The following is a 22,976-nucleotide window of genomic DNA, read 5'->3' on the forward strand; positions in this document are numbered from 1 at the left end:
CATTCTATTAAATAATTTAAAATCTTTTATTGACAATTCTTAGCTGGACTTATATTGTTATAATGTAAATTATACTATATAAATTAGGATAAATACTAAATTTTGTAAAAAATATTAGATTATATCCATGTTTGGTTTACATAATCAATGATATTGACAAAATATATTTAATATTATAGAATTATGATATTAAAATCTATAATAAAAAAAGTTTAATAATATTAATTAATAATTGATATGAAAATTAACTTTTGTTGAGAGGCAAAATGCTATAATAGACAGCACATCATAGTTGCTGTCTATTTTCAAATAAAATTAAAAAGGAGGGTTATTTATGGGGTTCAAATTTGATATGGAGAAAAATAAAGAGAAAATTGAAGAATTTAAGGGTTTTATTAAAGAAAATGAAGACAAGCAGGGAGCCTTAATGCCTGTACTGCAAAAAGCACAAGGATTATTTGGTTATTTACCTGTGGAAGTTCTAGAAATGATATCTAAGGGATTAAATATTCCGTTATCAGAAATATATGGGGTTGTTACTTTTTACTCTCAGTTCTCATTAATACCTAAAGGAGAATTTAAAATTGGTGTATGTTTAGGTACTGCATGTTATGTAAAAGGCTCTAAAGATTTGCTTAATAAGGTTATGGAAGAATTGGGCATTGAATCAGGTCAAACTACACCAGATATGAAATTCTCTTTAACAGCAACTAGATGTATAGGAGCATGTGGACTAGCACCAGTTTTGTCAGTAAATGATGATGTATATGGTAGATTAAAACCTGAAGATGTAAAAGGCATATTGGATAAGTATAGATAATATGGAGGTGTAAGATATGACCACAATTAATGAACTAAACAAAATTAAGGAAGAAGCTTTAAATAGAATAAAACTTCGTCAATCAGAACTAGGTAAGGAATTTATTGAAGAAACAGAGGGACTCAAAAAACACCATGTCTTAGTCTGTGGTGGAACAGGCTGCCATTCAGGTGGTGGAGATAAGATAAAAAAATTAATAGAAGATAAGGTAAATGAAAAGGGATTAGGAGAAGAAATTCAAGTAGTACTTACAGGATGTTTTGGACTTTGTGAATCAGGACCAAATATAGTTATATATCCTGAGGGAGTGTTCTATAGTCATGTAACATTAGATGATGTTGAAGAGATTGTTGAAGAGCATTTAGTAAAAGGTCATATAGTAAAAAGAAGATTATTTAAGGAATCATTTGTAGAAGATAAAGTTAAACCTGTTAGTGAAGTAAATTTCTATAAAAAACAAACTAGGATTGCACTTAGAAACTGCGGGGTAATCGCACCAGAAGATATAGAAGAATACATAGCACTTGATGGGTATTCAGCATTAGCAAAAATAATTACCGAGATGACTCAAGAAGAAGTAATAAATATTATGAAAGATTCTAACCTTCGTGGAAGGGGAGGAGCAGGTTTCCCAGCAGGTAGGAAATGGGAAGAGGCGTATAAATATGACGCAGACCAAAAATATATAATATGTAATGCAGATGAGGGAGACCCTGGTGCATTTATGGATAGATCAATATTAGAAGGAGATCCTCATTCAGTATTGGAAGCCATGGCTATAGCAGGTTATGCTGTAGGAGCCAGTCAAGGATTTGTATATGTTAGAGCAGAATATCCAATAGCAGTACAGAGATTAGAAGTAGCCATAAAACAGGCTAGAAAATATGGATTATTAGGAAAAGGAATATTAGGTACAGATTTTGATTTTGATATTGAACTTAGACTTGGAGCAGGAGCTTTTGTATGCGGAGAAGGTACAGCTCTTATGGAATCAATTGAAGGAAGAAGAGGAATGCCAAGAACTAAGATTCATAGGACAGCTCATAAAGGTCTATGGCAAAAACCAACTATTATAAATAATGTTGAAACCCTTGCAAATGTACCAATAATATTCCAAAAAGGAGTAGAGTGGTTTAGAAATATTGGAACTGAAAAATCTCCAGGAACTAAAGTTTTTGCATTAGGCGGCAAAATTGAAAATACAGGATTAGTCGAAATTCCAATGGGTATGACCCTTAGAGAAATCGTATACGATATAGGCGGTGGAATACCTAATGGTAAAAAATTTAAGGCTGTACAAACAGGAGGACCTTCAGGCGGATGTATACCTGCTGAATATCTAGATACCTCAGTAGACTTTGAGTCTTTAGGAAAATTAGGTTCCATTATGGGTTCAGGTGGAATGGTTGTAATGGATGAAGACAATTGTATGGTAGATATTGCTAGATTCTTCCTTGACTTTACTGTTGAAGAGTCCTGTGGAAAATGTGTGCCTTGCAGAGAAGGTACTAAGAGAATGCTTGAGATATTGGAGAGAATTACTGAAGGCAAGGGAGAAGAAGGGGATATAGAAAGACTAGAGAGTCTGTCTGAGACTATTAATTCTGCATCATTATGTGGACTTGGTCAGACAGCGGCTAACCCAGTAATTACAACGTTAAAATATTTTAGAGATGAATATGAGGCTCATATAAGAGATAAGAAATGTCCTGCTGGTGCATGTCAAGCTCTTTTAGAATATTATATTACAGATAAATGTATAGGCTGTACTAAATGTGCTAGAAATTGTCCGGTTTCTTGTATTGATGGAAAAGTAAAGGAAAGACATGTAATAGATACTAGCAAATGTATTAAATGTGGCAACTGTATGTCAGTATGTCCTATAGGAGCAGTAGCTAAGAGATAGAAAGGAGGTAAAACTGTGAAAAGTGTAAATCTTACAATAGATGGGCAAGAAATAACAGTACCTGAAGATTATTCTATAATCCAAGCTGCAAAAGAACTTGGTATAGAAATTCCAGCTCTTTGTTATGACCCAAATTTAGAAGTAGTATCAGCCTGTAGACTATGCTTAGTTGAAATAGAAGGAAGAAAAAAACTTGAAACCTCCTGTTCTGTTAAGGTTAGGGAAGGGATGGTTGTAAATACTGAAACGGAAAGAGTAGTAAATGCAAGAAAAAACATTTTACAACTTTTATTAGATAGCCATCCAAATGATTGTTTAACTTGTCAAAAAGCAGGAGAATGTTTATTACAAAGATATTCATATAGATATAATGTTAAGTTTAGGAAACATGATGGTGCTACTAGACCAAAACTTATGGATACATCAAGCCCATATATATTAAAGGATAATAGTAAATGTATTTTATGCGGAAAATGTGTTAGAACTTGTAATCAAATGGATGATAGAAAAGTTTTATCATTTGCAGAAAGAGGATATGATACTAAAATAGTTTTAGATGCAGATCAAACATTTGAAACATCAAAATGCATATCCTGTAATAGATGTGTAACTGTCTGCCCTGTAGGAGCTTTAGTAGACAAAAGACTAATGGGAAAAGTAAGAGTATGGGAGACAGAAGTTAAGACTGTAAATTGCAAGGTATGCCAATATGGCTGCGAATTTGAAGTATTATCTAAAAATAAAAAGAAAATTGCAGTAAGAGCAAAATCACCTGCTAATGGTAGACCTTTATGTTTAAAGGGAAGATTGACTACGGAGTTAATGCAATTAGAAAACCCAGATAAACCTTATAGAAAGTTAGGAAATAAATTTGTAGAATCTAGTTGGTCAAAGACCTTAGGATTAGCTGATATAATGGAGAAGATAGAAAAGGTTGAGAGGTGAGAAAATGGTTACACTTACTATGAATGGAAGAGAGATTACAGTAAATGATGGAATCTCAATATTAGAAGCTGCTAGAGAAAATGGAATAGATATACCTACTCTATGTTATGATAAGGAACTTTCTCCATTTGGAGGATGTAGACTATGTGTTGTAGAAGTAGAAGGATCTAACAAGCTTGTAGCATCATGCTCAGCTAAGGTAAGAGAAGGAATGGTCGTAAATACAGAGTCTGAAAGAGTGGTTAAAACACGTAGAGAAATTTTAGACTTACTATATTCAAATCATCCCCAAGACTGCTTAACTTGCGAAAAATCTGGAGAGTGCGGACTTCAAGATTTATGCTATAGGTATGGAATAAAGGAAGGTTCTTATAAAGGAGAAGTAAAGAAGTATGCAATAGATAGCTTAAACCCTGTTATGGAAAGAGATCAAAGTAAATGTATCTTATGCGGAAAATGTGTAAGGGTGTGTAAGGAAATTCAAGTTACATCCGCCATTGATTTTACTGGGAGAGGTTTTAAATCTAAGATAACAACTGGTTTTGATAACCCTATTGACTATAAGAATTGTAGATTATGCGGTCAATGTATAACTGCATGTCCTACAGGGGCGCTTGTAAATAAGCAATTGAAAGGTATAAGGCCTTGGGAAGTTAAGAAAGTTCGTACTACATGTCCATTTTGTGGTACAGGTTGCAACTTTGACTTAAATGTTAAAGACGGAAAAGTAGTAGGAGTAACTCCAAATCCTGACTCACCAGTAAATGGAAAATCCCTTTGTGTAAAGGGAAGATATCATATAGATTTTATAAATAGTCCAGATAGATTAACTAAGCCTTTAATAAAGAAAAATGGAGAATTTGTAGAGTCTAGTTGGGAAGAAGCAATGGACTTAGTAGTGAACAATCTTAGAAAAGCAAAAGAAGAATATGGTCCAGATTCAGTGGCTGGATTAAGTTCTGCACGCTGCGTAAATGAGGATAATTTCGTATTCCAAAAGATGATGAGAGTTGCCATAGGAACTAATAATGTGGATCACTGTGCCAGAACCTGACACGCCCCTACAGTTGCAGGTCTTGCAACAACATTAGGAAGTGGAGCCATGACAAATGCCATATCGGAAATAGAAGGCAATGAAGTATTATTTATAATAGGTTCTAATGCTACAGAAGCTCATCCAATAATCGGAAATAAGATGAAAAAGGCAGTTAGAAATGGTTCAAAACTTATAGTAATAGACCCACGACGTACTGAATTAGCAGAGATGGCTAAGATATGGCTGCCTTTAAACTCTGGAACAGATGCGGCTTTGATAAATGGGTTAATGCATATTATAGTTAAAGAAAATTGGCATGATAAGGAATTTATAGAGAGTCGTTGTACAGGTTTTGATCAAGTGAAAGATATAATAGAAAAATATCCCCCAGAAGTAGTATCTAGAATAACAGGGATATCTGAGGAAATGTTATATGAAACTGCTAAACTATATACAAGTACTAAAAAGGCAGGTATATTCTATACATTGGGAATAACAGAGCATACTACAGGAACTGCAAATGTTATGAACCTTGCAAACCTTGCTATGATTACAGGCCATCTTGGTATAGAAAATTCAGGAATAAATCCATTGCGTGGACAAAACAATGTTCAAGGGGCATGTGATATGGGAGCTCTTCCTAATACCTATCCAGGATATCAAAATGTAATAGATGAGAAAAATAGAAAATTCTTTGAGGAAGTTTGGAATATAGAATTAAATCCTAATAATGGACTTAGAATACCAGAGATGTTAGATGAAGCTTTGGTGGGAAATGTTAAGGCAATGTATATCATGGGAGAAGATCCAGTTTTAACAGACCCAGATGCAAATCATGTTAAGAAATCTTTGTCTAATTTAGATTTCCTTGTAGTACAGGATTTATTCCTAACTGAAACAGCTAAATTTGCCGATGTTATACTTCCAGCTACCTCTTATGCAGAGAAAGATGGCACATTTACAAATACAGAAAGAAGGGTACAGAGAGTTAGAAAGGCTGTAGAGGCACCAGGAGAATGTAGATTGGATTGGAAAATCTTATCTGATGTAGCAAAGGGATTGGGTGCTAGTGGATTTGATTATAAAGATGCCGAAGAAATATTCAATGAAATAAGAAAAACAACACCTAGTTATAGGGGTATAACTTATAGAAGGATAGACAAAGTAGGATTGCAATGGCCATGTCCAACAGAAGATCATCCAGGAACACAATATCTTCATAAAGGAGCATTCCCAAGAGGAAAGGGATGGATGATTCCAGTTGAGTATGAGGCGCCGGCAGAGCTTGTATGTGAAGAATATCCAATACTTCTTTCAACAGGTAGAATGTTATATCATTATAATATAATGACTAGACATTCTAAGAAATTAGATGATATAAGGCCTCATGAACTTGCGGAGGTAAATCCTATAGATGCAGAAAAAATAGGAGTAAAAGAGGAAGAGTTTGTAAGAGTAACTTCTAAACGTGGTTCTATATTAACAAGAGTGACAATAACTGATAAGGTTAAACCGGGAATGATGTTTATGACATTCCATTATAAGGAGTCACCTGTAAATGAACTAACAAATTCAGCTTTTGACCCTATTACAAAAACAGCAGAATATAAGATTTCAGCTGTAAAAGTTGAGAAGGTTTAAAGACTAATTAGGAGTGATTGTTGTGTTTAAAGTTGGAATAATAACAGCAAGTGATAAAAGCTCCATAGGAGAAAGAGAAGATAAATCTGGGGAAATAATATCTGAAATGGTGGGAAGTAAGGGTTATACTGTAGTAAATAAGATTATAATTCCCGATGAAGAAGATACTATATATAATGAAATAGTTAATATGGCAGATAATCTAAAGGTGGATTTAATATTAACTACTGGGGGAACAGGATTTAGTAAAAGAGATGTAACCCCTGAGGCTACAATTAGAGCTTGTGATAGAATGGCAAATGGAATAGCTGAGGCCATAAGATATTATAGTCTTAGTATTACACCAAGGGCAATGTTATCTAGGGCAGTTTCAGGAATAAGAAATAAAACTTTGATAATAAATTTGCCTGGCAGTCCAAAGGCAGTAAAGGAATCTTTAGATTATATATTAGATAGTGTTCATCATGGTCTTGAAATCCTAACAGGAAAAGCCTCTGAATGTGCTAGAAAATAGGGTTAGGATTATGAAGAAATTTGGAACAGCTATAATATTAGCAGGCGGAAAAAGCTCAAGAATGGGATTTGATAAGCAATTTTTAAAGATAAATGAAAAGAGACTTATGAATTTAGTAATAAAAAAGTTAGAAGAGGAATTTGATGAAGTCATTATTGTAACTAATAAGCCTGAGGAATATAGTGGATTTAGCCAGAAAATACGAACAGATATATTTAAGGAAATGGGTCCACTAGGAGGTATACATTCAGGTCTTATGGAAGCATCATCAGAATATTCATTTGTAATTGCTTGCGATATGCCCAATATCAATATGGAATATATAAGATATATGAGAGAAATAATTAATGATAAAGAGATTGATGCTTGTGTAACGCTAAACAAAAACAATATAGAGCCATTACATGGATTCTATTCTAAAGGAATAATAAAAGATATTGAAAAACATTTATTATCTAATAGAAGGTCTATAAATTCTTTAATTACTAAATTAAACACTCATTATGTAAGGGAATCTGAATTCATAAAATTTAGTTCAAATAAGGAAATATTTAAAAATCTAAATACTAAAGAAGATTTAGAAGATTTTCTTCTATATTATAATGAGTAAAAATGTTGGAATAATTTCCAACATTTTTATTTTAGTATAATAATAAAAGTCTTTCTATATTAAAATTCACATAAATTGATTTACCAATATATAAATCATTTTTATGAAAATCTTCTTCCAAAACCTTCATATATATTGGAGATTTAGAAATTCCATTATTACTTAATACTATAGTAGAAGAATGCAGGTTTGGAATGATATCTGCTATATCTAATTTAAAGGTATTTGTAAATTCATCATTAGGATGAAGATTAATATATTGAGTGTGTATACCAATATATTTAATATTATCCTTAATGATCCTATTACATACTAATTCCAAATCCCAATCCAAGGCATAGACCGTATTTTTAGAGACTTTCTTGGCTCTTGAAATATTTCTGCAGCCTATTAATGTTGCAGTATTAAGAGTCCCAGGATTATTAAACAGTTCTTCCCTATTATTAATCTCTTCTATTTTCCCATTGTTAAATACTGCTATTTTATCACATATTCTATAGACTTCATCCTTATTGTGAGAAACATATAGTGTACTGCCATTATGTTTTTTTAAGATATCAATAAGTTCCTTTTCCATTTGCCATCTTAAATGTTCATCTAAAGCGGAAAATGGTTCATCTAACATTAGAATCTTAGGTTCATTTACTAGCATTCTTGCTAAGGCCACTCTTTGCTGCTGTCCGCCAGATAGTTGATGGGGATAATTATTTTCCAATCCTTCTAAGGAAAAAGAGTTAATTATATCTTTTATGATTTCAGATTTATTCTGGCGATTTTTAGGAACTGCAATAGCTATATTTTTCTCTAAAGTCATATTAGGGAAAAGAGCATAGTTTTGAAATAACAAACCTACTTTTCTATCTCGAGGTAATAAATTTATTTTCTTCTTGCTATCAAAGAGTATTTTATCATTTAATATGATTTGTCCTTCATCTGGTGTTTCAATTCCAGCTATACATTTCAATGTCATGCTTTTTCCACAACCGGAGGCTCCTAATAGGGCCAAAGTTTCTTTTTTTGTTTCAAATTCTATATTGAGTACAAAATCTCCAAATTTCTTTTTTATATTGGCATAAAGAATAATTAATTACCTCCCTTCCCTACTTTACTAAATTGTAAGCCTTCAAACTTATTCATTATTAATATGGTTATAAATGATATTGTAACCATGACGGCAACCCATTTATAGGCAAGAGTTCTATTTCCTGCTTGAACAGCACTGTAAACTGCAACAGCCATGGTTTGAGTTTTTCCAGGAATATTTCCTGCTAGCATAATAGTAGCACCAAATTCACCTAAGGCTCTTGCAAATGCTAAAATAGTTCCAGCAATTATGCTAGGAAGGCTATTAGGTAACATTATTCTTAAAAATATTTTATGCTCAGATAAACCTAAGGTTTTAGCAACATAAATCATATTTCTATCTAACTGCTCAAATGCACCTCTTGCTGTTCTATACATTAAAGGGAAAGATACTACAGTGGAAGCTATAATAGTTGCAGTGCTAGAGAATACAATTGAAATATCGTATACTGCTAATAACTTTCCAATAAGGCTATTTTTCCCCAAAAGAACAAGTAAGAAAAAACCCACAACAGTAGGTGGCAATACTAGTGGAAGGGTTAAAAACCCATCCACTAACCCTTTAAATTTTTTTAGTTTAGTAGTTAAATATGCAATATAGATTCCAGAAATAAAGGTCATAATAGTTGCAATAATTGCTGCTTTTAATGATATCAATAAAGGGGAATAATTCATATATCCTCAGTCCATTTCTATTTCATTGAGAAACCATATTTTTCAAATAATTCAGTAGCTTTATCTGTAGATAAGAAATCTAAAAATTCCTTAGCTCTGTCAGGGTTTTTACTATCTTTAACTACTGCTACAGGGTAGCTAACTTCTTTGTGGCTTCCTTCAGGAGCTTCTGTAATTATATTAATACTATCTGATGTAAATGCATCTGTTGCATAAACTATACCGCAGTCAACTTCTCCGCTTTCTACCCAAGTAAGTACTGTTCTAACATCATTGCCTAATACAAGTTTTGAGTTAAGCTTGTCCGAAATATTTAGACTGTTAAATATTTCCTCACTATATTGACCTACAGGAACATTTGCAGGATCACCTATGGCAATTTTCTTGATTTCGTCTTTAGTTAAATCTTCAAAGGATTTAATTTCAATTTCTCCATCCTTTGGAGTAATAAGTACTACTTTATTTAATAATAAAGTCTTAATTGTTCCATCTAATATATGTCCGCCTTCGTCTAAGGCTTTCATTTGTTTTTGAGCCGCTGACATAAATATATCAACAGGTGCCCCTTCTTCTATTTGAGCTTGTAAAGCTCCAGAACTTCCAAATGTGAAGTTAAGTGTTGTTTCAGGTTCTACTGTCTTATATACCTCTGATAATTCATTTAACACATCAGTTAAACTTGCAGCAGCTGAAATAAGTAACTCGACTTCTTCTTTTGATTCTTCTTGTTCATTTTCATTTTCCTTATTCGCATCTACAATAGCATTGTCATTTGGCGTATCAGCCTTATCTTTACTACATCCAATCATTGGAGTAGTAGCTAAGATACATACAAGAAATAAAACTAAAAACTTTTTGATTTTCATTTGAATTTCCTCCTTGATTATATTTATAATAACAGGATTTCCTGTTTTATTTGATGATTAAATTGCAAAGCTAATATCTCAATTGAGAGTAACGGAAGGCTTTTTTAATCGTCCCGAAGGACGACTAAATTTAGAACAACTTTGAAGAAAAATATTTGTGAAAAAGCTTTTCTGCTTCTATATTCAATTCATTAACAAAAGATTCATATCTAAATAATAAATCTTCTCCTTCTGCTGTAAGCTCAGATTTTCCTCCACCTTTGCCACCGACTACAGAAACAAATAAAGGGAAGCCTAATTCTTCCTCCACCCGTTTAATGATTTTCCAGCCCTTACTAGGGGAAAGTCCCATGACTTTATAAGCTTCTGATAATTTATTTGTTTCTTTTACAAGACTCATGATTCTTGCAATTCCAGGTCCAAATGCGGAGTTGTTAAATACTATCTTAACTTTGGCATTATAACTTAAATCTTCATAAGAGTTAAAGTTCATATAATCAACTTCCAATCCTTCAAACTATAATTAAACTAATTATAATACAGATATACTATGATTGCAACTATAAAAACTGTCTAAATAAGTGGGTATGCCAGCTAATCAAATTTATATAAAACCTACGATTATATAAATTAATTAATACAATTTTCAAATAGAGGGACCTAGTTACCACAATTTTGCGAAAAGCCCATTAAATCATATATACAATTGACTGAAAATAGGGTGTTTGATATAATTTGATATAAAATGAAAAAATTCGACATTCATATTATATAATATTTTAATCCTTTCTTATTTAATCCTTATATAATTTATTCACTAACCAAGACTCATAATGTTCATAATAATTAAAAAAGATGTTATCGTAGAGGAGGATAGCTATGTCAAAAAAAACAGATCTCGAAATTAATGATACAGAAATTATTGAATTGAAAAATATTTTATCAACTAGACAATGGTTATATGATTTTTTAGGGAAATCTTTTTATATGGAACCTGATATAGATAGATTTAGAGAAGCATCAAAGACTAAGATATTTGAACAATTAGGAGAAGGTATGGAGGATCATAATCAGGGAATATATTTATTGTCACAATTTATAGGAAATGTAGATAACCTAACTAAAAAGCAAATTGATAAATTGAATTCAGAATATAATAGACTCTTTATAGGACCAGGACATGTACATGTACCACCATGGGAATCCGTATATTTAAGTAAAGAAAAAATCATATTTGATGAACATACTTTAGCAGTAAGAGAGTTTTATAAAAGATGGAAAGTAGTTACAACAAAAATAAATAAAGAACCAGATGATCATATTGGATTTGAGTTAGAATTCATGTCTATTTTAATAAATAAGAGTATTAGATCATTGGGAGAAGGTAGTATAGATGAGTTTAAAAATATTACTATAGGACAGAAAGAATTTTTAGATAGACATCCTTTAGTTTGGATTGATGAATTTTCTAATAAATTAACTGATAATACAGAGGAACCTTTTTATAAGGGTATAGGATTGTTTCTTGTAGAGTATGTAAAGATGGATAGAGAATTATTAGAAGATATAATATCCAGTTTTGATACTTTGTTATAAATCAATGATTAGTAATGTTTTATTATATTTAATTAAAGATATTATATAATACTACCTTGAGAAATAAGGGGGAATTAAGATGTCAAGTTTAGCAGAAAAATTAAGTTTATCACGTAGGGCTTTTTTAAAGATTAGTGCTCTAGCAGGCGGTGCTTTAGCTTTAACAGGATGTACCCCTAAGGCGTTAAAGGAAGAAGAAGCAGGATTAAGTGATGACGCAGAACCAGAAATAAAAATTGAAGAAGGAGTCTCTGTAATACCTACAGCAGGAACTAATAATTGTGGAGGTAGATGTGTAATAAAGGCACATGTCAAAGATGGTGTGGTAATAAGACTTAGTACCGATGAGGAATCAGATGATCCTAAGACACCACAAATAAGAGCTTGTGTTAGAGGAAGAGCTTATCGTCAAACCTACTTTCATCCAGATAGATTAAAATACCCAATGAAAAGAGTAGGAAAAAGAGGAGAAGGTAAATTTGAAAGGATTTCCTGGGAAGAAGCAATAGATACTATTGCAAGTGAAGCTAAGAGAATTAAAGAGAAATATGGACCTGCATCTAGATATGTAAATTATGCTTGGGGCTATAATGCTTGTATACAGGCAATGAACTTAGGTAAAAGGCTATTAGCACTAGATGTTGGTTTTTTAGATTTTTATAATACTTACAGTACAGCAGCTACTGCTACGGCTACTCCTTATACTTATGGAACAGGAAGCACTGGAAATACTCCTGATGATTGGGTAAATTCTAAACTCATTATACTATGGGGACATAATCCAGCAGAGACTGTTTTTGGTACTACAATGTATCATTTAAGGAGAGCAAAGGAAGCTGGAGCTAAGATAATTGTTGTAGACCCAAGATATAGTGATACAGCAGTTTCATTAGCTGACGAATGGATTCCATTACTTCCAGGAACTGATAGTGCTGTAATGGATGCCATGGCTTATGTAATGATTACAGAAAATTTGCATGATCAAAAATTCCTAGATAAATATGCTATAGGATTTGATGCAGAACATATGCCAAAAGGTATTGATGGTAAAGAATCCTATAAGTCTTATGTTTTAGGAGAAAAAGATGGAATGCCTAAGACACCAGACTGGGCAGAAAAGATTTCAAAGGTTCCAGCAGATACTATTGTAAAGTTAGCAAAAAAATATGCTACTACGAAGCCAGCGGCCTTAATTCAAGGATGGGGACCTCAAAGACATGCTTATGGGGAACAAACAGTTAGATCAGGAACATTATTAGCTGCTATGACAGGTAATGTAGGTATAAATGGTGGCTGGGCATCAGGTTCTGGATATGCAGGAAGACAAAGTATCCCAAGTGTTTCGGTACCTGAAAATCCATTTGCCGGAAAGATATCTGTATTTATGTGGACAGATGCAATTGTTAGAGGAACTAAAATGACCTCCAAAGATGGTGTAAGAGGAGTTGATAAACTTCCTAGCAATATAAAAATGATACTTAACTTAGCAGGTAATGCTTTAATAAATCAACATTCTGACTGTAATAAAACTGCCGAGATATTGTCAGATGAAAGCAAAGTAGAATTCATTGTAGTTAGTGATATATTTATGACTCCTAGTGCTAAGTTTGCAGATATTTTACTTCCTGGAGATACTTTCTTTGAAAGAAATAATATTTCTACACCTTGGGCTAATGGTGATTTTGTTGTTTATGCTAACAAAGTTGTAGAACCTCCATTTGAATGTAGATCTGAATATGATTGGTTAGTTGAAGTAGCAGATAAATTAGGAATAAAGGATGAATTCACTGAAGGTAAAGAAACAATGGAAGATTGGTGTAAATGGGTAGTAGAAGGAATTCAAGAAAAATATCCTGAATTTCCAAGCTATGAGGAATTCAAGAAGAGAGGAATATACAAATGGTCTTATGATGAACCATATGTAGCATTTAAAGAACAAATAGATGATCCAGAAAACAATCCATTCCCAACTCCATCAGGAAAAATAGAAATATTTTCTCAGAGATTATATGATATGAAGGATCCAAAAGAAATTCCTGCAATACCAAAGTATATTTCATCTTGGGAAGGACCAGAGGATCCACTTACTAAAAAATATCCGTTGCAATGTATAGGACATCATATTAAGAGACGCTGTCACTCTATCCATGATAATAATCCATGGGGTGAAGAAGTAGAACCACAGTCAATTTGGATTAATCCTATTGATGCGGATAAAAGAAATATTAAAGATGGAGATATGGTTAAAGCATTTAATGATCGTGGAATAGTTCAATTACCAGCTAAGGTTACAAATAGAATCATACCTGGAGTCACAAGTATTCCCCAAGGAGCTTGGTGGACACCTAACGAAGAGGGAGTGGATATTAGAGGCAGTATAAATACTCTAACAACCCATAGACCTACTCCTCTTGCAAAAGGTAATCCACAGCATACAAATTTAATTCAAGTAGAAAAAGCTTAAATAAAGTTTTTGAGATAGGGGGAGTTATTATGGTTAAACAGTTAGGATTTTGTATAGAACAAAATATATGTATGGGATGTAAGGCATGTCAAGTTGCATGTAAAGATAAAAATGATTTGGATTTAGGACAATTGTTTCGAAAAGTTACTGAGGTTAATGGAGGAGACTATAAAAAAGAAGGAAATGGAATAAGTCATGATGTATTTTCGTATTTTACTTCTATGGCTTGTAATCATTGTGAAAATGCGGCATGTGTTGAAGCCTGTCCAACAGGAGCTATGTATAAAAGAAAAGATGACGGTATTGTCTTAGTTAATAAGGAAGTATGTATAGGGTGTCGTGCTTGTGAACAGGCATGTCCATATGGTGCTCCAACATTTAATCCAGATGAAAAGAAAATGGGAAAATGTGATTTTTGTGTAGATTTAATAATACAAGGTAAAGATCCAGCATGTGTAGGTTCATGTCCAGTGAGAGCTTTACATTATGATAATATTGAAGAATTAAGGAAAAAGTATGGAAATATTAATACTACAGTTGGTATACCAGAACCTACAACAAAGCCTTCTATTGTAATCGTTCCTCATAGAGATGCTAATAAAGGCTAAAAATTATAATAACATAAGAACAAGGTACTAATATTAGTGCCTTGTTCTTTAACTATTTAATTATTAAATTGATTAGTTTGTTGACAAAGTAAAATACATACAATACTATCATAGATAAAGACATTTTGTAAATTATTGTAGAATTATTCAACTAATATGGAGAGATAAAAATGCTAAAAATTGAAAGAATAGTAGATGCTGTTACATCTAGGATGGGACCAATATTTATAAATGAGCAACGTTGTTCAAAAGTACGTTCTCCTTTAAGTAAATGTAGTAAATGCATTGATTCCTGTCCAACAGATGGAATAAATATTGAAAACTCGGAGATTAATTTTAAGGATAACTGTATTCAATGTGGTCTTTGTGCATCAGCTTGCCCCAATGGAGCTATATCTATTCAGGAACCAACAGAATTAAATCTATATAATCATATAAAACAAAGTGGAAAAATAAATAGTAAGGTAGCATTAACTTGTAGAAAAAACAATAATATATCAAATAATATTTTCATAGTGCCTTGTTTGGGAAGTTTGACCTTGGAGTTTATATTAGGTATAGATATTTTACCTTTTGAAACAAATATGGTTTTTTCCCAAGATATATGTCAAAAATGTGTAGTAGAAAATGGTGTTAAACTTTATTTAGACAATATGGAGAAAGTGAGAAAAATTGAGAAAGCTTTAAATCTATTAGGTAACTCTATAAAACATGTTGAGACTATACCAGAGATCAAGAAAAATAAAATATCGAATGATATAACCATTGATGATGAGAGAAGAGAATTTTTAGTTTCAGCTTTTAAATCAGCTAGAAAATTACCTAATTCCATAATTAAATACATATTAGGATCTAATGATGAAGAAAAAAAGTCAAGAAAAGTAGTTCAAAATCCAACGGCTTCAAAATATCCAATATTAATTACAATTTTTAATGAAGAAAAAAACAAAGGATTAGATGATATTGAAATGATGGATTATTCCAAACCATATTTAGAGGGAGTATGTAATTTTTGCAAGGCTTGTGTACTCCTTTGTCCCATGGGAGCATTAAAATATAAAGAAGAAGGAAATGATATAGAGATATTTTTAATAAAGGAAGCTTGTACTGGCTGTGGACTATGTACTGAAGTTTGCTATTATAAATCATTAAAATTGAAATCTAAGAGTTTAAATGATTTTATATCAATAGAACCGGAGATGCTTACTAAAGGTACTAAGCGAAAATGTATTGGATGTAATCAGATAATTACATCCAGTGAAACTACTAAGTTCTGTTTATCCTGTATAAAATCTGGCAAAAGCAATAAGAAAAAAATATGAAAAATTGGTAAGTAGTTTAAAGAGACAATAGATATTTTATTGTGATATAATTAAAATATTTAAGATATTATTAAATTTTCAAATGATAAAAAAATTAATATAAACTTATCCAAGAGGTGACTAAGATGAAGGTAGTAAAGGTAGAAGAAGCTGTTGGTATGGTATTAGGTCATGATATAACGGAAATAGTGCCAGGTGAGTTTAAGGGAGTAGCATTTAAGAAAGGGCATATTATACAGGAATCAGATATAGAGAGGCTTCTTAGAATAGGAAAAGAGCATATATATATTTTTGAAATGGATGAAAATATGCTCCATGAAGATGATGCAGCCATAGCTGTGGGAAAATTAATTTGTGGTGATGGGATTTATTTTACTGAACCAAAAGAAGGCAAAGTTAATGTAATGCCAAAACATAAGGGATTATTAAAAATAAATAGAGAAGTACTAGATGAAATAAATGATTTGGGAGATATGATTTTAGCTACTATACATGGAAATAGACTAATTGAAGAAGGACATTTAATAGGTGGATTTAGAGTAATTCCTCTAACTATTGAAAAGGAAAAAATTAATATGGCAGAAAAGATCCTTAGGGAGAAAGGACCAATATTTGAGGTTAAACCCTTTAAAAAGTTAAAAACTGCATTAATTATTACTGGTTCCGAAGTATATAAAGGTAGAATTGAAGATAAATTTGGACCAGTTATAGAGAGTAAAATTAATTCCTTTGATTCAGAGATCTTCTATAAAACCATAGTTCCAGATGAATTAGAGATAATTAAAGATGAGATAATTAAATCCAAAGATATGGGAGCAGAATTCATAGTAGTTACAGGTGGAATGTCAGTGGACCCAGATGATAAAACTCCCGGTGCAATTAAGTCAACAGGAGCTAATATAGTATCATATGGTACTCCAGTACTGCCTGGAGCTATGTTGCTTTTATCTTATTTAGATAATATTCCTTTAATGGGACTTCCGGGATGTGTAATGTTTGCGCATACTACAGCATTTGATTTATTGCTGCCAAGGGTATTTGCAGGAGAGGATATTTCACGTAAAGACATTACAAGATTAGGTTATGGAGGTCAATGTTTAAGCTGCAATGTCTGTACTTTCCCAGATTGTCATTTTGGAAAGAATTAAGGAGGAAGAAAATTGCTAACTAATATATCTATAGAGAAGGCAAATGAAATACTTTTGAGTCAAGATATAAAGACAAGTATAATAGATATTAAAATATTAGAGAGTTTAGGATATGTTCTAGGAGAGGATATAATATCTGATATTAATATGCCTCCATTTGATAGGTCGCCTCTTGATGGATATGCTCTAAAATCTGAAGACATAAAAGATGCAAGTAAAGAAAATCCTGTAGTTCTTGAGGTAATAGACTTTATTCCAGCGGGATATGTAAGTTCTAAGAAAATAGAAAACGGCCAAGCTATAAGGATTATGACAGGAGCTAAGATACCTGAAGGTGCAAATATTATAATTAAGTATGAGGATACTGAATTTACAGATAAAGAAGTTAAAATATTTAACTATATTAAGCCCAATTCAAATATTGTAAAAATGGGAGAAGATATAGAAGTTGGAGATATGGTTCTTAAGAAGGGGCATATTATTGGTGCAGCTGATATAGGAATATTGGCAACATTAGGACGAACTATGGTGAAAATTTATTCGAAGCCTAAAATAGCTATTTTAGCCACTGGAGATGAATTAGTAGATATTGACCAGATACCTAAAGAGGGAAAAATCAGAAATAGTAACTCCTATACTATAGCAGCACAAGTTAAGAAACTAGGCGGAGAGCCTATAATATTGGGAATGTGTAATGACAAAATCAAAGATATAAAAGATAAATTAAAGTCTAGTTTAGAATTAGCAGATATGGTCATAACAACTGGTGGGGTTTCTGTAGGGGATGCAGATTTAGTTAAAGAGGCTTTTCAAGAAATAGGAGGAGAAATTCTATTTTGGAAAGTAAGTATGAAGCCAGGAACACCTATTGCAGTGGCAAAATATGAAGATAAATTAATATTTGGATTATCTGGTAATCCTGCAGCAGCAAGTATAACATTTGAAAAGTTTGTAAGACCAACTATACTTAGATTTATGGGAAAAAATAAATACAATTTAATGAAAGTAAAATCAACATTGGAAAGCCAGTTTACTAAAGTAAGCAATCAAAATAGATATGTTAGGGCTATAACTTATTATAGAGATGGAGAATTTTTTACTAAACTTCCTAGCAAGCATAGTTCGGGAATTTTATCATCCTTATCAGGTACTAACTCATTATTTTATATAAAGGCTGGTACTGGTCCTTATAAAAATGGAGATAAGATAGAAGTTGAGATATTAAATTATCCGGAGGTAGAATAAAATGATACCTGTATTTTCGATTGTTGGAAGTAAGTCCAATACAGGGAAAACTACTATTATTTGTAAGATAATAGAAGAACTGAAAAACAGAGGATATAAAGTGGCAACAATAAAGCATCATATGGGTGATTTTGAAATAGACCAGCCAGGAAAGGATACATGGAAACATGGACAAGCAGGAGCAGATATTGTTATTATATCCTCTCCAGTTAAAATGGCTAAAGTAGAGAAGCTAGAGAAAGAAATAGAATTAGATAATATAATTGGCCAAATTCAAGATGTAGATATTATTATAACTGAAGGATATAAAAAAGAGAATAAGCTTAAGTTAGAAGTAGTTAGAAAGGCTATTTCAGAAAATCTTATTTCAAAAGAGGATGAATTATTTGGAATAGTTACAGATTTTCCATTAAAGAATAATATACCGCAATTTAATTTTGATCAGACATTGGATATAGTAAATCTTATAGAAGAAAAATTTTTAAGGAAATAGTATTAGTAAGGAGGATAGATATGTTTGGTAAAATAGGGGCAACAGAATTAGTATTAATTCTTGGAATTGCTTTAGTAGTTTTTGGACCATCAAAATTGCCTAAAATAGGAAAGGCTTTTGGTAGTGTAATAGGAGAAGTTCAAAAATCACGCTAATAAAATATCTGAAGGTGAAAAGGTTGATGTAGATAATAAGGATAAGGAATAGATAGAGACAATCGACTTTAGGAGGGTATTTTATGGAAGATAAACAGCTTACTCTTGTAGAGCATTTGAGTGAGTTAAGAAAAAGAATTATTATAATTTTTATAGCTATAATATTAGGCTCTTTTTTAGGTTATAAATATATTGATATAATGGTTGAATATATAGTTAAGCCTGCAAAAAAATTGGAATTTATTTATCTAAGTCCACCAGAACTCTTTGTAGCCTATATTAAAATTGCTGTAATAGTTGGAATAATAATTTCTTCACCAATAAGTTTAATGCAAATATGGTTATTTGTAAAACCAGGACTTAAAAGAAATGAACGTAGGTATTTGCTCTTTTCTTTATATATGGGTATAATGTTTTTCTTAATAGGTGTGACATTTGCATATTTAGTAATAATTCCACTAACTATAGATTTTTTTACTCAAGTTTCTATGAAGCAGATAACTCCATTATTTTCTTTTGATAGCTATTTAAGTTTTGTTTCTTCAATGTTATTTTCATTTGGATTAGTGTTTGAATTACCATTATTGATAATATTATTAACACAATTGAATCTTATTACTGCAAAAACATTGAAGAAATATAGAAAAGTAGTAATTTTATTAATATTTATTTTAGCGGCTATACTAACACCACCAGATGTTGTATCACAAATATTATTGGCTTTACCAATGGTGTTTTTATATGAGTTTAGTATATGGGTTTCTGCTGGCATTGGAAAACGAAAAAATAAAAAAGGTGATTAGATGAAAGATTCTTTTGGAAGAGAAATAAACTATCTTAGAATTTCCCTGACAGATAGGTGTAATTTAAGGTGTAAATATTGTATGCCAGAAAAGGGAGTTTCTAAATTTTCTCATGAAGAAATGTTGACATTAGAAGAAGTATACGAAATAACAAAAAGTTTTGTAGAATTAGGTGTAAATAAAATAAGATTTACTGGGGGGGAACCCCTTGTAAGGAAAGGTATAATAGATTTAATATCTAAAGTATCCAAACTTGATGGAGTTAAAGATTTAGCTATGACTACAAATGGATTGCTTCTTAAAGAATATGCTAAGGAATTAAAGGAAGCTGGTCTAAAAAGAGTAAATATAAGTTTAGATACTATGGACGAAAAGAAATATGGGCTAATTACTAGAGGTGGGAAACTTAAAAATGTTTTAGAAGGTATAGAAGAGGCAAAAAATGTAGGCTTAACCCCAATAAAAATAAATACTGTACTCATAGGTGGATTTAATGATAATGAGATAGATTCTTTTGTGGAACTAACTGAAAAAGAGGAGATTGATTTAAGATTTATAGAATTAATGCCAATAGGAGAAGCGGCAGGATGGGCTAAAGAAAAATTTATTTCTAACGATATTATATTAGAGAAGGTCAAGGAGTTGATACCTATCCCAAGGGAAGATAAGTCTTCACCAGCAGTATATTATAAGCTGCTTAAAGGAAAAGGAAAGATAGGTATAATAAATCCCATATCATGTAAATTTTGTGCTAACTGCAATAGGGTAAGATTAACATCTAAGGGACAACTGAAATTATGCCTTCACTCTAATAGAGAGATAGATATAAGGGAAGCACTAAAAAATGGGCAAGATATAAAGAAATTAATAATTGACTCTATAAGCCAGAAAGAAGAATCTCACCATCTAGAAGATGGAAAATATATAAGTAGAAATATGAATCAAATAGGGGGATAAACAATGGAATTTACACATTTTAATGAATATGGAAGAGCCCATATGGTTGAAGTTGGAGAAAAAGAAGATACTAGGAGAAAGGCAATAGCAAGAGGAAGAATTAGGATGAAAAGAGAAACCATCCAAAAAATTAAGGAGGGGCTTATAAAAAAAGGTGATGTCTTATCTGTAGCCCAAATAGGCGGAATAATGGGAGCTAAGAAAACCAGTGATTTAATTCCAATGTGTCATAATATATCTCTCACAGGTGCAGATATTAGATTTAATGTATTAGATGATGCTATTGAGGTTGAATCTGAGGTAAAGACTGTAGGTAAAACTGGAGTTGAGATGGAGGCATTGACCGCTGTATCTCTTGCTTGTTTAACTATATATGATATGAGTAAGGCTGTTGATAAGGATATGGTAATTGAAGGTGTAAGGCTTATTAAGAAAACAGGTGGAAAAACAGGTGATTATGTGAGTAAAGAAGTAAAAGGCAGAGTGGTATCCATAAATATTTCAGATAAAAAAGGAGTAGTTAAGGAGCCAATAAAGGAAGGACTATTTATTGAAGATTTTGGATTAGAAAATGATGCTCATGCAGGAAATTGGCATAGACAAGTAAGCCTTTTAGGCGTTGAAAGCTTTGAAAAAATGGAAGAACAAGGTGTGGATGGCTTAGTATCAGGAGATTTTGCAGAAAACATAACTACTGAGGGGATAACTCTTTATGAGCTTCCAGTAGGTACAAAGTTAATCATAGGAGAAACAATACAAGAGGTTACTCAAATAGGTAAGGAATGTCATACAGGATGTGCAATAGCTCAAAAGGTTGGTAAATGCGTGATGCCCAAGGAAGGAATTTTTACTAAGGTTCTAAAAGGCGGACTTATTAAAGAAGGAGATATTATAAAGGTAATATAGAAAAATAAGTATCAAAAATGGTTACCATTTTTGATACTTATTTTTAGATATTTAAATATAGATATTTTTTATCCAATGGTTCTATGGACTCTATAATGCAAGAGCCAAGACACACTTCATCTTTATATAATACTGCTGCTTGACCGGGGGTTACTGCCTTTACAGGGTTATCGTATTTTATATGAAGTTTTCCATTTTCCAATATATTGACAGTTACAGGTATATCAGACTGTCTATATCTAAATTTTGCTGTACATTTTAAGGGCATATCTGGAGTTTTTTCTAATATCCAAGAAGGTGATTCTCCAATTAGTGAAGTGGAATAAAGTGCAGGATTGTTATCTCCTTGGGCTACATAAAGTATGTTTTCCTTTATATTCTTTCCAACGACAAACCAAGGTTCTCCTGTTCCAACTCCTCCAATACCTATTCCTTTCCTTTGTCCCAATGTATAATGAATAAGTCCGCTATGTCTGCCTATTCTACTTCCCTCTACATCTATAATATCTCCCTCTTTTGCCAAAAGATATTTATCTAAGAACTCATCAAAATCCCTTTCACCTATAAAGCAAATTCCAGTAGAATCTTTCTTTTTAGCAGTATATAAATTGTGTTTTTCTGCAAGATGTCTAACTTCCTTTTTTTCTAAATGACCTATAGGGAATATTGTCTTAGAAAGAGCTTTTTGTCCTATTCTCGATAAAAAGTAGGATTGGTCTTTATTATTATCTTTTCCTCTAATAAGATAATAGCCATCGGATCTTTTTTCCACTTGTGCATAATGACCCATAGCTATATAATCTCCCTCTAAATTTAAAGCATAATCTAAAAATGCATTAAACTTTATCTCTTGATTACACATAATATCTGGGTTTGGAGTTCTTCCTTTTTTGTATTCATCTAAGAAATAAGTAAATACTCTATCCCAATATTCTTTTTCAAAATTTATAGTGTAAAATGGAATATCTAATTGGTTAGCTACTTCCCTAGCATCATCAGCATCAGCTGTGGCTGTACATACACCGCTTTCATCTTTCTCATTCCAGTTTTTCATAAAGAGTCCAATAACATCATAACCTGCTTCTTTAAGTAATAAAGCAGAAACCGATGAATCAACTCCTCCACTCATACCTAATATTACTTTTTCTGCCATGATTTTCTCCTTTTTACTACTTATATTTTC

General features: G+C 32.0%; 22 protein-coding genes and 1 pseudogene. 18 read left to right on the plus strand and 5 right to left on the minus strand.

The genetic code is table 11. The annotated features are described in order from the left end of the window. The first annotated feature begins 334 nt into the window (after positions 1-334). The 6 genes from ABWP20_RS15290 to mobA are packed head-to-tail and all read left to right on the plus strand — an operon-like array spanning position 335 to position 7,472. Positions 335-820 (plus strand): NADH-quinone oxidoreductase subunit NuoE family protein, encoded by a 486-nt coding sequence (locus ABWP20_RS15290; RefSeq protein ID WP_353096955.1) that lies wholly within the window; start codon positions 335-337, stop codon positions 818-820. Positions 821-836: 16 nt separating this feature from the next. Next, positions 837-2,726, plus strand: a complete 1,890-nt coding sequence (locus ABWP20_RS15295; protein WP_353096957.1) for an NADH-ubiquinone oxidoreductase-F iron-sulfur binding region domain-containing protein — start codon at positions 837-839, stop codon at positions 2,724-2,726. A gap of 15 nt (positions 2,727-2,741) precedes the next feature. Then, positions 2,742-3,671 carry an NADH-quinone oxidoreductase subunit G gene (locus tag ABWP20_RS15300; protein ID WP_353096958.1) on the plus strand — a complete coding sequence of 310 codons (930 nt, stop codon included), beginning with the start codon at positions 2,742-2,744 and terminating at the stop codon, positions 3,669-3,671. Between the two features lie 4 nt (positions 3,672-3,675). Beyond that, a complete protein-coding gene (gene fdhF, locus ABWP20_RS15305) occupies positions 3,676-6,348 on the plus strand; it encodes a formate dehydrogenase subunit alpha (RefSeq protein ID WP_353096959.1) in 2,673 nt (890 codons plus the stop codon). A 22-nt stretch (positions 6,349-6,370) separates the two neighbouring features. Then, positions 6,371-6,862: a MogA/MoaB family molybdenum cofactor biosynthesis protein gene (locus tag ABWP20_RS15310; RefSeq protein WP_353096961.1), complete on the plus strand. Its 492-nt coding sequence runs from the start codon at positions 6,371-6,373 to the stop codon at positions 6,860-6,862. A 10-nt stretch (positions 6,863-6,872) separates the two neighbouring features. After that, the gene (gene mobA, locus ABWP20_RS15315; protein ID WP_353096962.1) at positions 6,873-7,472 is read left to right on the plus strand and encodes a molybdenum cofactor guanylyltransferase; all 600 of its coding nucleotides are present in this window, start codon (positions 6,873-6,875) and stop codon (positions 7,470-7,472) included. Between the two features lie 31 nt (positions 7,473-7,503). Here the strand turns inward: mobA and ABWP20_RS15320 are convergent, their stop codons facing one another. The 4 genes from ABWP20_RS15320 to ABWP20_RS15335 all read right to left on the minus strand — a co-directional run bounded on the left by ABWP20_RS15320 (position 7,504) and on the right by ABWP20_RS15335 (position 10,589). Next, complete coding sequence (locus ABWP20_RS15320; protein WP_353096964.1) at positions 7,504-8,478, minus strand: sulfate/molybdate ABC transporter ATP-binding protein; 975 nt, start codon at positions 8,476-8,478, stop codon at positions 7,504-7,506. A 77-nt stretch (positions 8,479-8,555) separates the two neighbouring features. After that, positions 8,556-9,230, minus strand: coding sequence for a molybdate ABC transporter permease subunit (modB, locus tag ABWP20_RS15325; RefSeq protein ID WP_353096966.1), 675 nt, complete (start codon positions 9,228-9,230; stop codon positions 8,556-8,558). A 17-nt stretch (positions 9,231-9,247) separates the two neighbouring features. Continuing rightward, on the minus strand, positions 9,248-10,096 hold the full coding sequence (modA, locus tag ABWP20_RS15330; RefSeq protein ID WP_353096968.1) for a molybdate ABC transporter substrate-binding protein: 849 nt from the start codon (positions 10,094-10,096) through the stop codon (positions 9,248-9,250). Positions 10,097-10,226: 130 nt separating this feature from the next. Then, entirely contained in the window at positions 10,227-10,589 is a 363-nt protein-coding gene (locus tag ABWP20_RS15335; protein WP_353096969.1) for a winged helix-turn-helix domain-containing protein, read from the minus strand. Positions 10,590-10,975: 386 nt separating this feature from the next. Here ABWP20_RS15335 and ABWP20_RS15340 point away from each other — a divergent pair, with 386 nt between their 5' ends. The 12 genes and pseudogenes from ABWP20_RS15340 (at position 10,976) to ABWP20_RS15395 (ending at position 21,793) form a co-directional block, all read left to right on the plus strand. Continuing rightward, positions 10,976-11,692, plus strand: a complete 717-nt coding sequence (locus tag ABWP20_RS15340; RefSeq protein ID WP_353096970.1) for a TorD/DmsD family molecular chaperone — start codon at positions 10,976-10,978, stop codon at positions 11,690-11,692. 79 nt (positions 11,693-11,771) lie between these two features. Continuing rightward, the gene (locus tag ABWP20_RS15345; RefSeq protein ID WP_353096972.1) at positions 11,772-14,156 is read left to right on the plus strand and encodes a DMSO/selenate family reductase complex A subunit; all 2,385 of its coding nucleotides are present in this window, start codon (positions 11,772-11,774) and stop codon (positions 14,154-14,156) included. Positions 14,157-14,185: 29 nt separating this feature from the next. Next, positions 14,186-14,764, plus strand: coding sequence for a DMSO/selenate family reductase complex B subunit (locus ABWP20_RS15350; RefSeq protein ID WP_353096974.1), 579 nt, complete (start codon positions 14,186-14,188; stop codon positions 14,762-14,764). Positions 14,765-14,934: 170 nt separating this feature from the next. Continuing rightward, positions 14,935-16,086, plus strand: a complete 1,152-nt coding sequence (locus ABWP20_RS15355; RefSeq protein ID WP_353096976.1) for a 4Fe-4S binding protein — start codon at positions 14,935-14,937, stop codon at positions 16,084-16,086. A 125-nt stretch (positions 16,087-16,211) separates the two neighbouring features. Next, positions 16,212-17,234: a molybdopterin-binding protein gene (locus ABWP20_RS15360; RefSeq protein WP_353096978.1), complete on the plus strand. Its 1,023-nt coding sequence runs from the start codon at positions 16,212-16,214 to the stop codon at positions 17,232-17,234. A gap of 12 nt (positions 17,235-17,246) precedes the next feature. Further along, entirely contained in the window at positions 17,247-18,479 is a 1,233-nt protein-coding gene (locus ABWP20_RS15365; protein WP_353096979.1) for a molybdopterin molybdotransferase MoeA, read from the plus strand. Between the two features lies 1 nt (position 18,480). Then, on the plus strand, positions 18,481-18,972 hold the full coding sequence (gene mobB / locus ABWP20_RS15370; protein ID WP_353096980.1) for a molybdopterin-guanine dinucleotide biosynthesis protein B: 492 nt from the start codon (positions 18,481-18,483) through the stop codon (positions 18,970-18,972). A 20-nt stretch (positions 18,973-18,992) separates the two neighbouring features. After that, positions 18,993-19,127: a twin-arginine translocase TatA/TatE family subunit gene (locus ABWP20_RS15375; RefSeq protein WP_353096981.1), complete on the plus strand. Its 135-nt coding sequence runs from the start codon at positions 18,993-18,995 to the stop codon at positions 19,125-19,127. A gap of 83 nt (positions 19,128-19,210) precedes the next feature. Continuing rightward, a complete protein-coding gene (gene tatC / locus ABWP20_RS15380) occupies positions 19,211-19,930 on the plus strand; it encodes a twin-arginine translocase subunit TatC (protein ID WP_353096982.1) in 720 nt (239 codons plus the stop codon). Then, positions 19,931-20,887: a GTP 3',8-cyclase MoaA gene (gene moaA / locus ABWP20_RS15385; RefSeq protein WP_353096983.1), complete on the plus strand. Its 957-nt coding sequence runs from the start codon at positions 19,931-19,933 to the stop codon at positions 20,885-20,887. 3 nt (positions 20,888-20,890) lie between these two features. Continuing rightward, positions 20,891-21,343: pseudogene (moaC, locus tag ABWP20_RS15390) on the plus strand (cyclic pyranopterin monophosphate synthase MoaC); the annotation flags it as partial. A 3-nt stretch (positions 21,344-21,346) separates the two neighbouring features. After that, complete coding sequence (locus tag ABWP20_RS15395) at positions 21,347-21,793, plus strand: MOSC domain-containing protein (RefSeq protein WP_353096991.1); 447 nt, start codon at positions 21,347-21,349, stop codon at positions 21,791-21,793. 43 nt (positions 21,794-21,836) lie between these two features. On the opposite strand, the gene mnmA is transcribed toward ABWP20_RS15395, so the two are convergent. Then, positions 21,837-22,970 carry a tRNA 2-thiouridine(34) synthase MnmA gene (gene mnmA, locus ABWP20_RS15400; protein ID WP_353096992.1) on the minus strand — a complete coding sequence of 378 codons (1,134 nt, stop codon included), beginning with the start codon at positions 22,968-22,970 and terminating at the stop codon, positions 21,837-21,839. Positions 22,971-22,976: the final 6 nt, after the last annotated feature.

It is taken from the genome of Tissierella praeacuta (assembly GCF_040396155.1).
In the GTDB taxonomy this organism is placed as follows: domain Bacteria; phylum Bacillota; class Clostridia; order Tissierellales; family Tissierellaceae; genus Tissierella; species Tissierella praeacuta_A.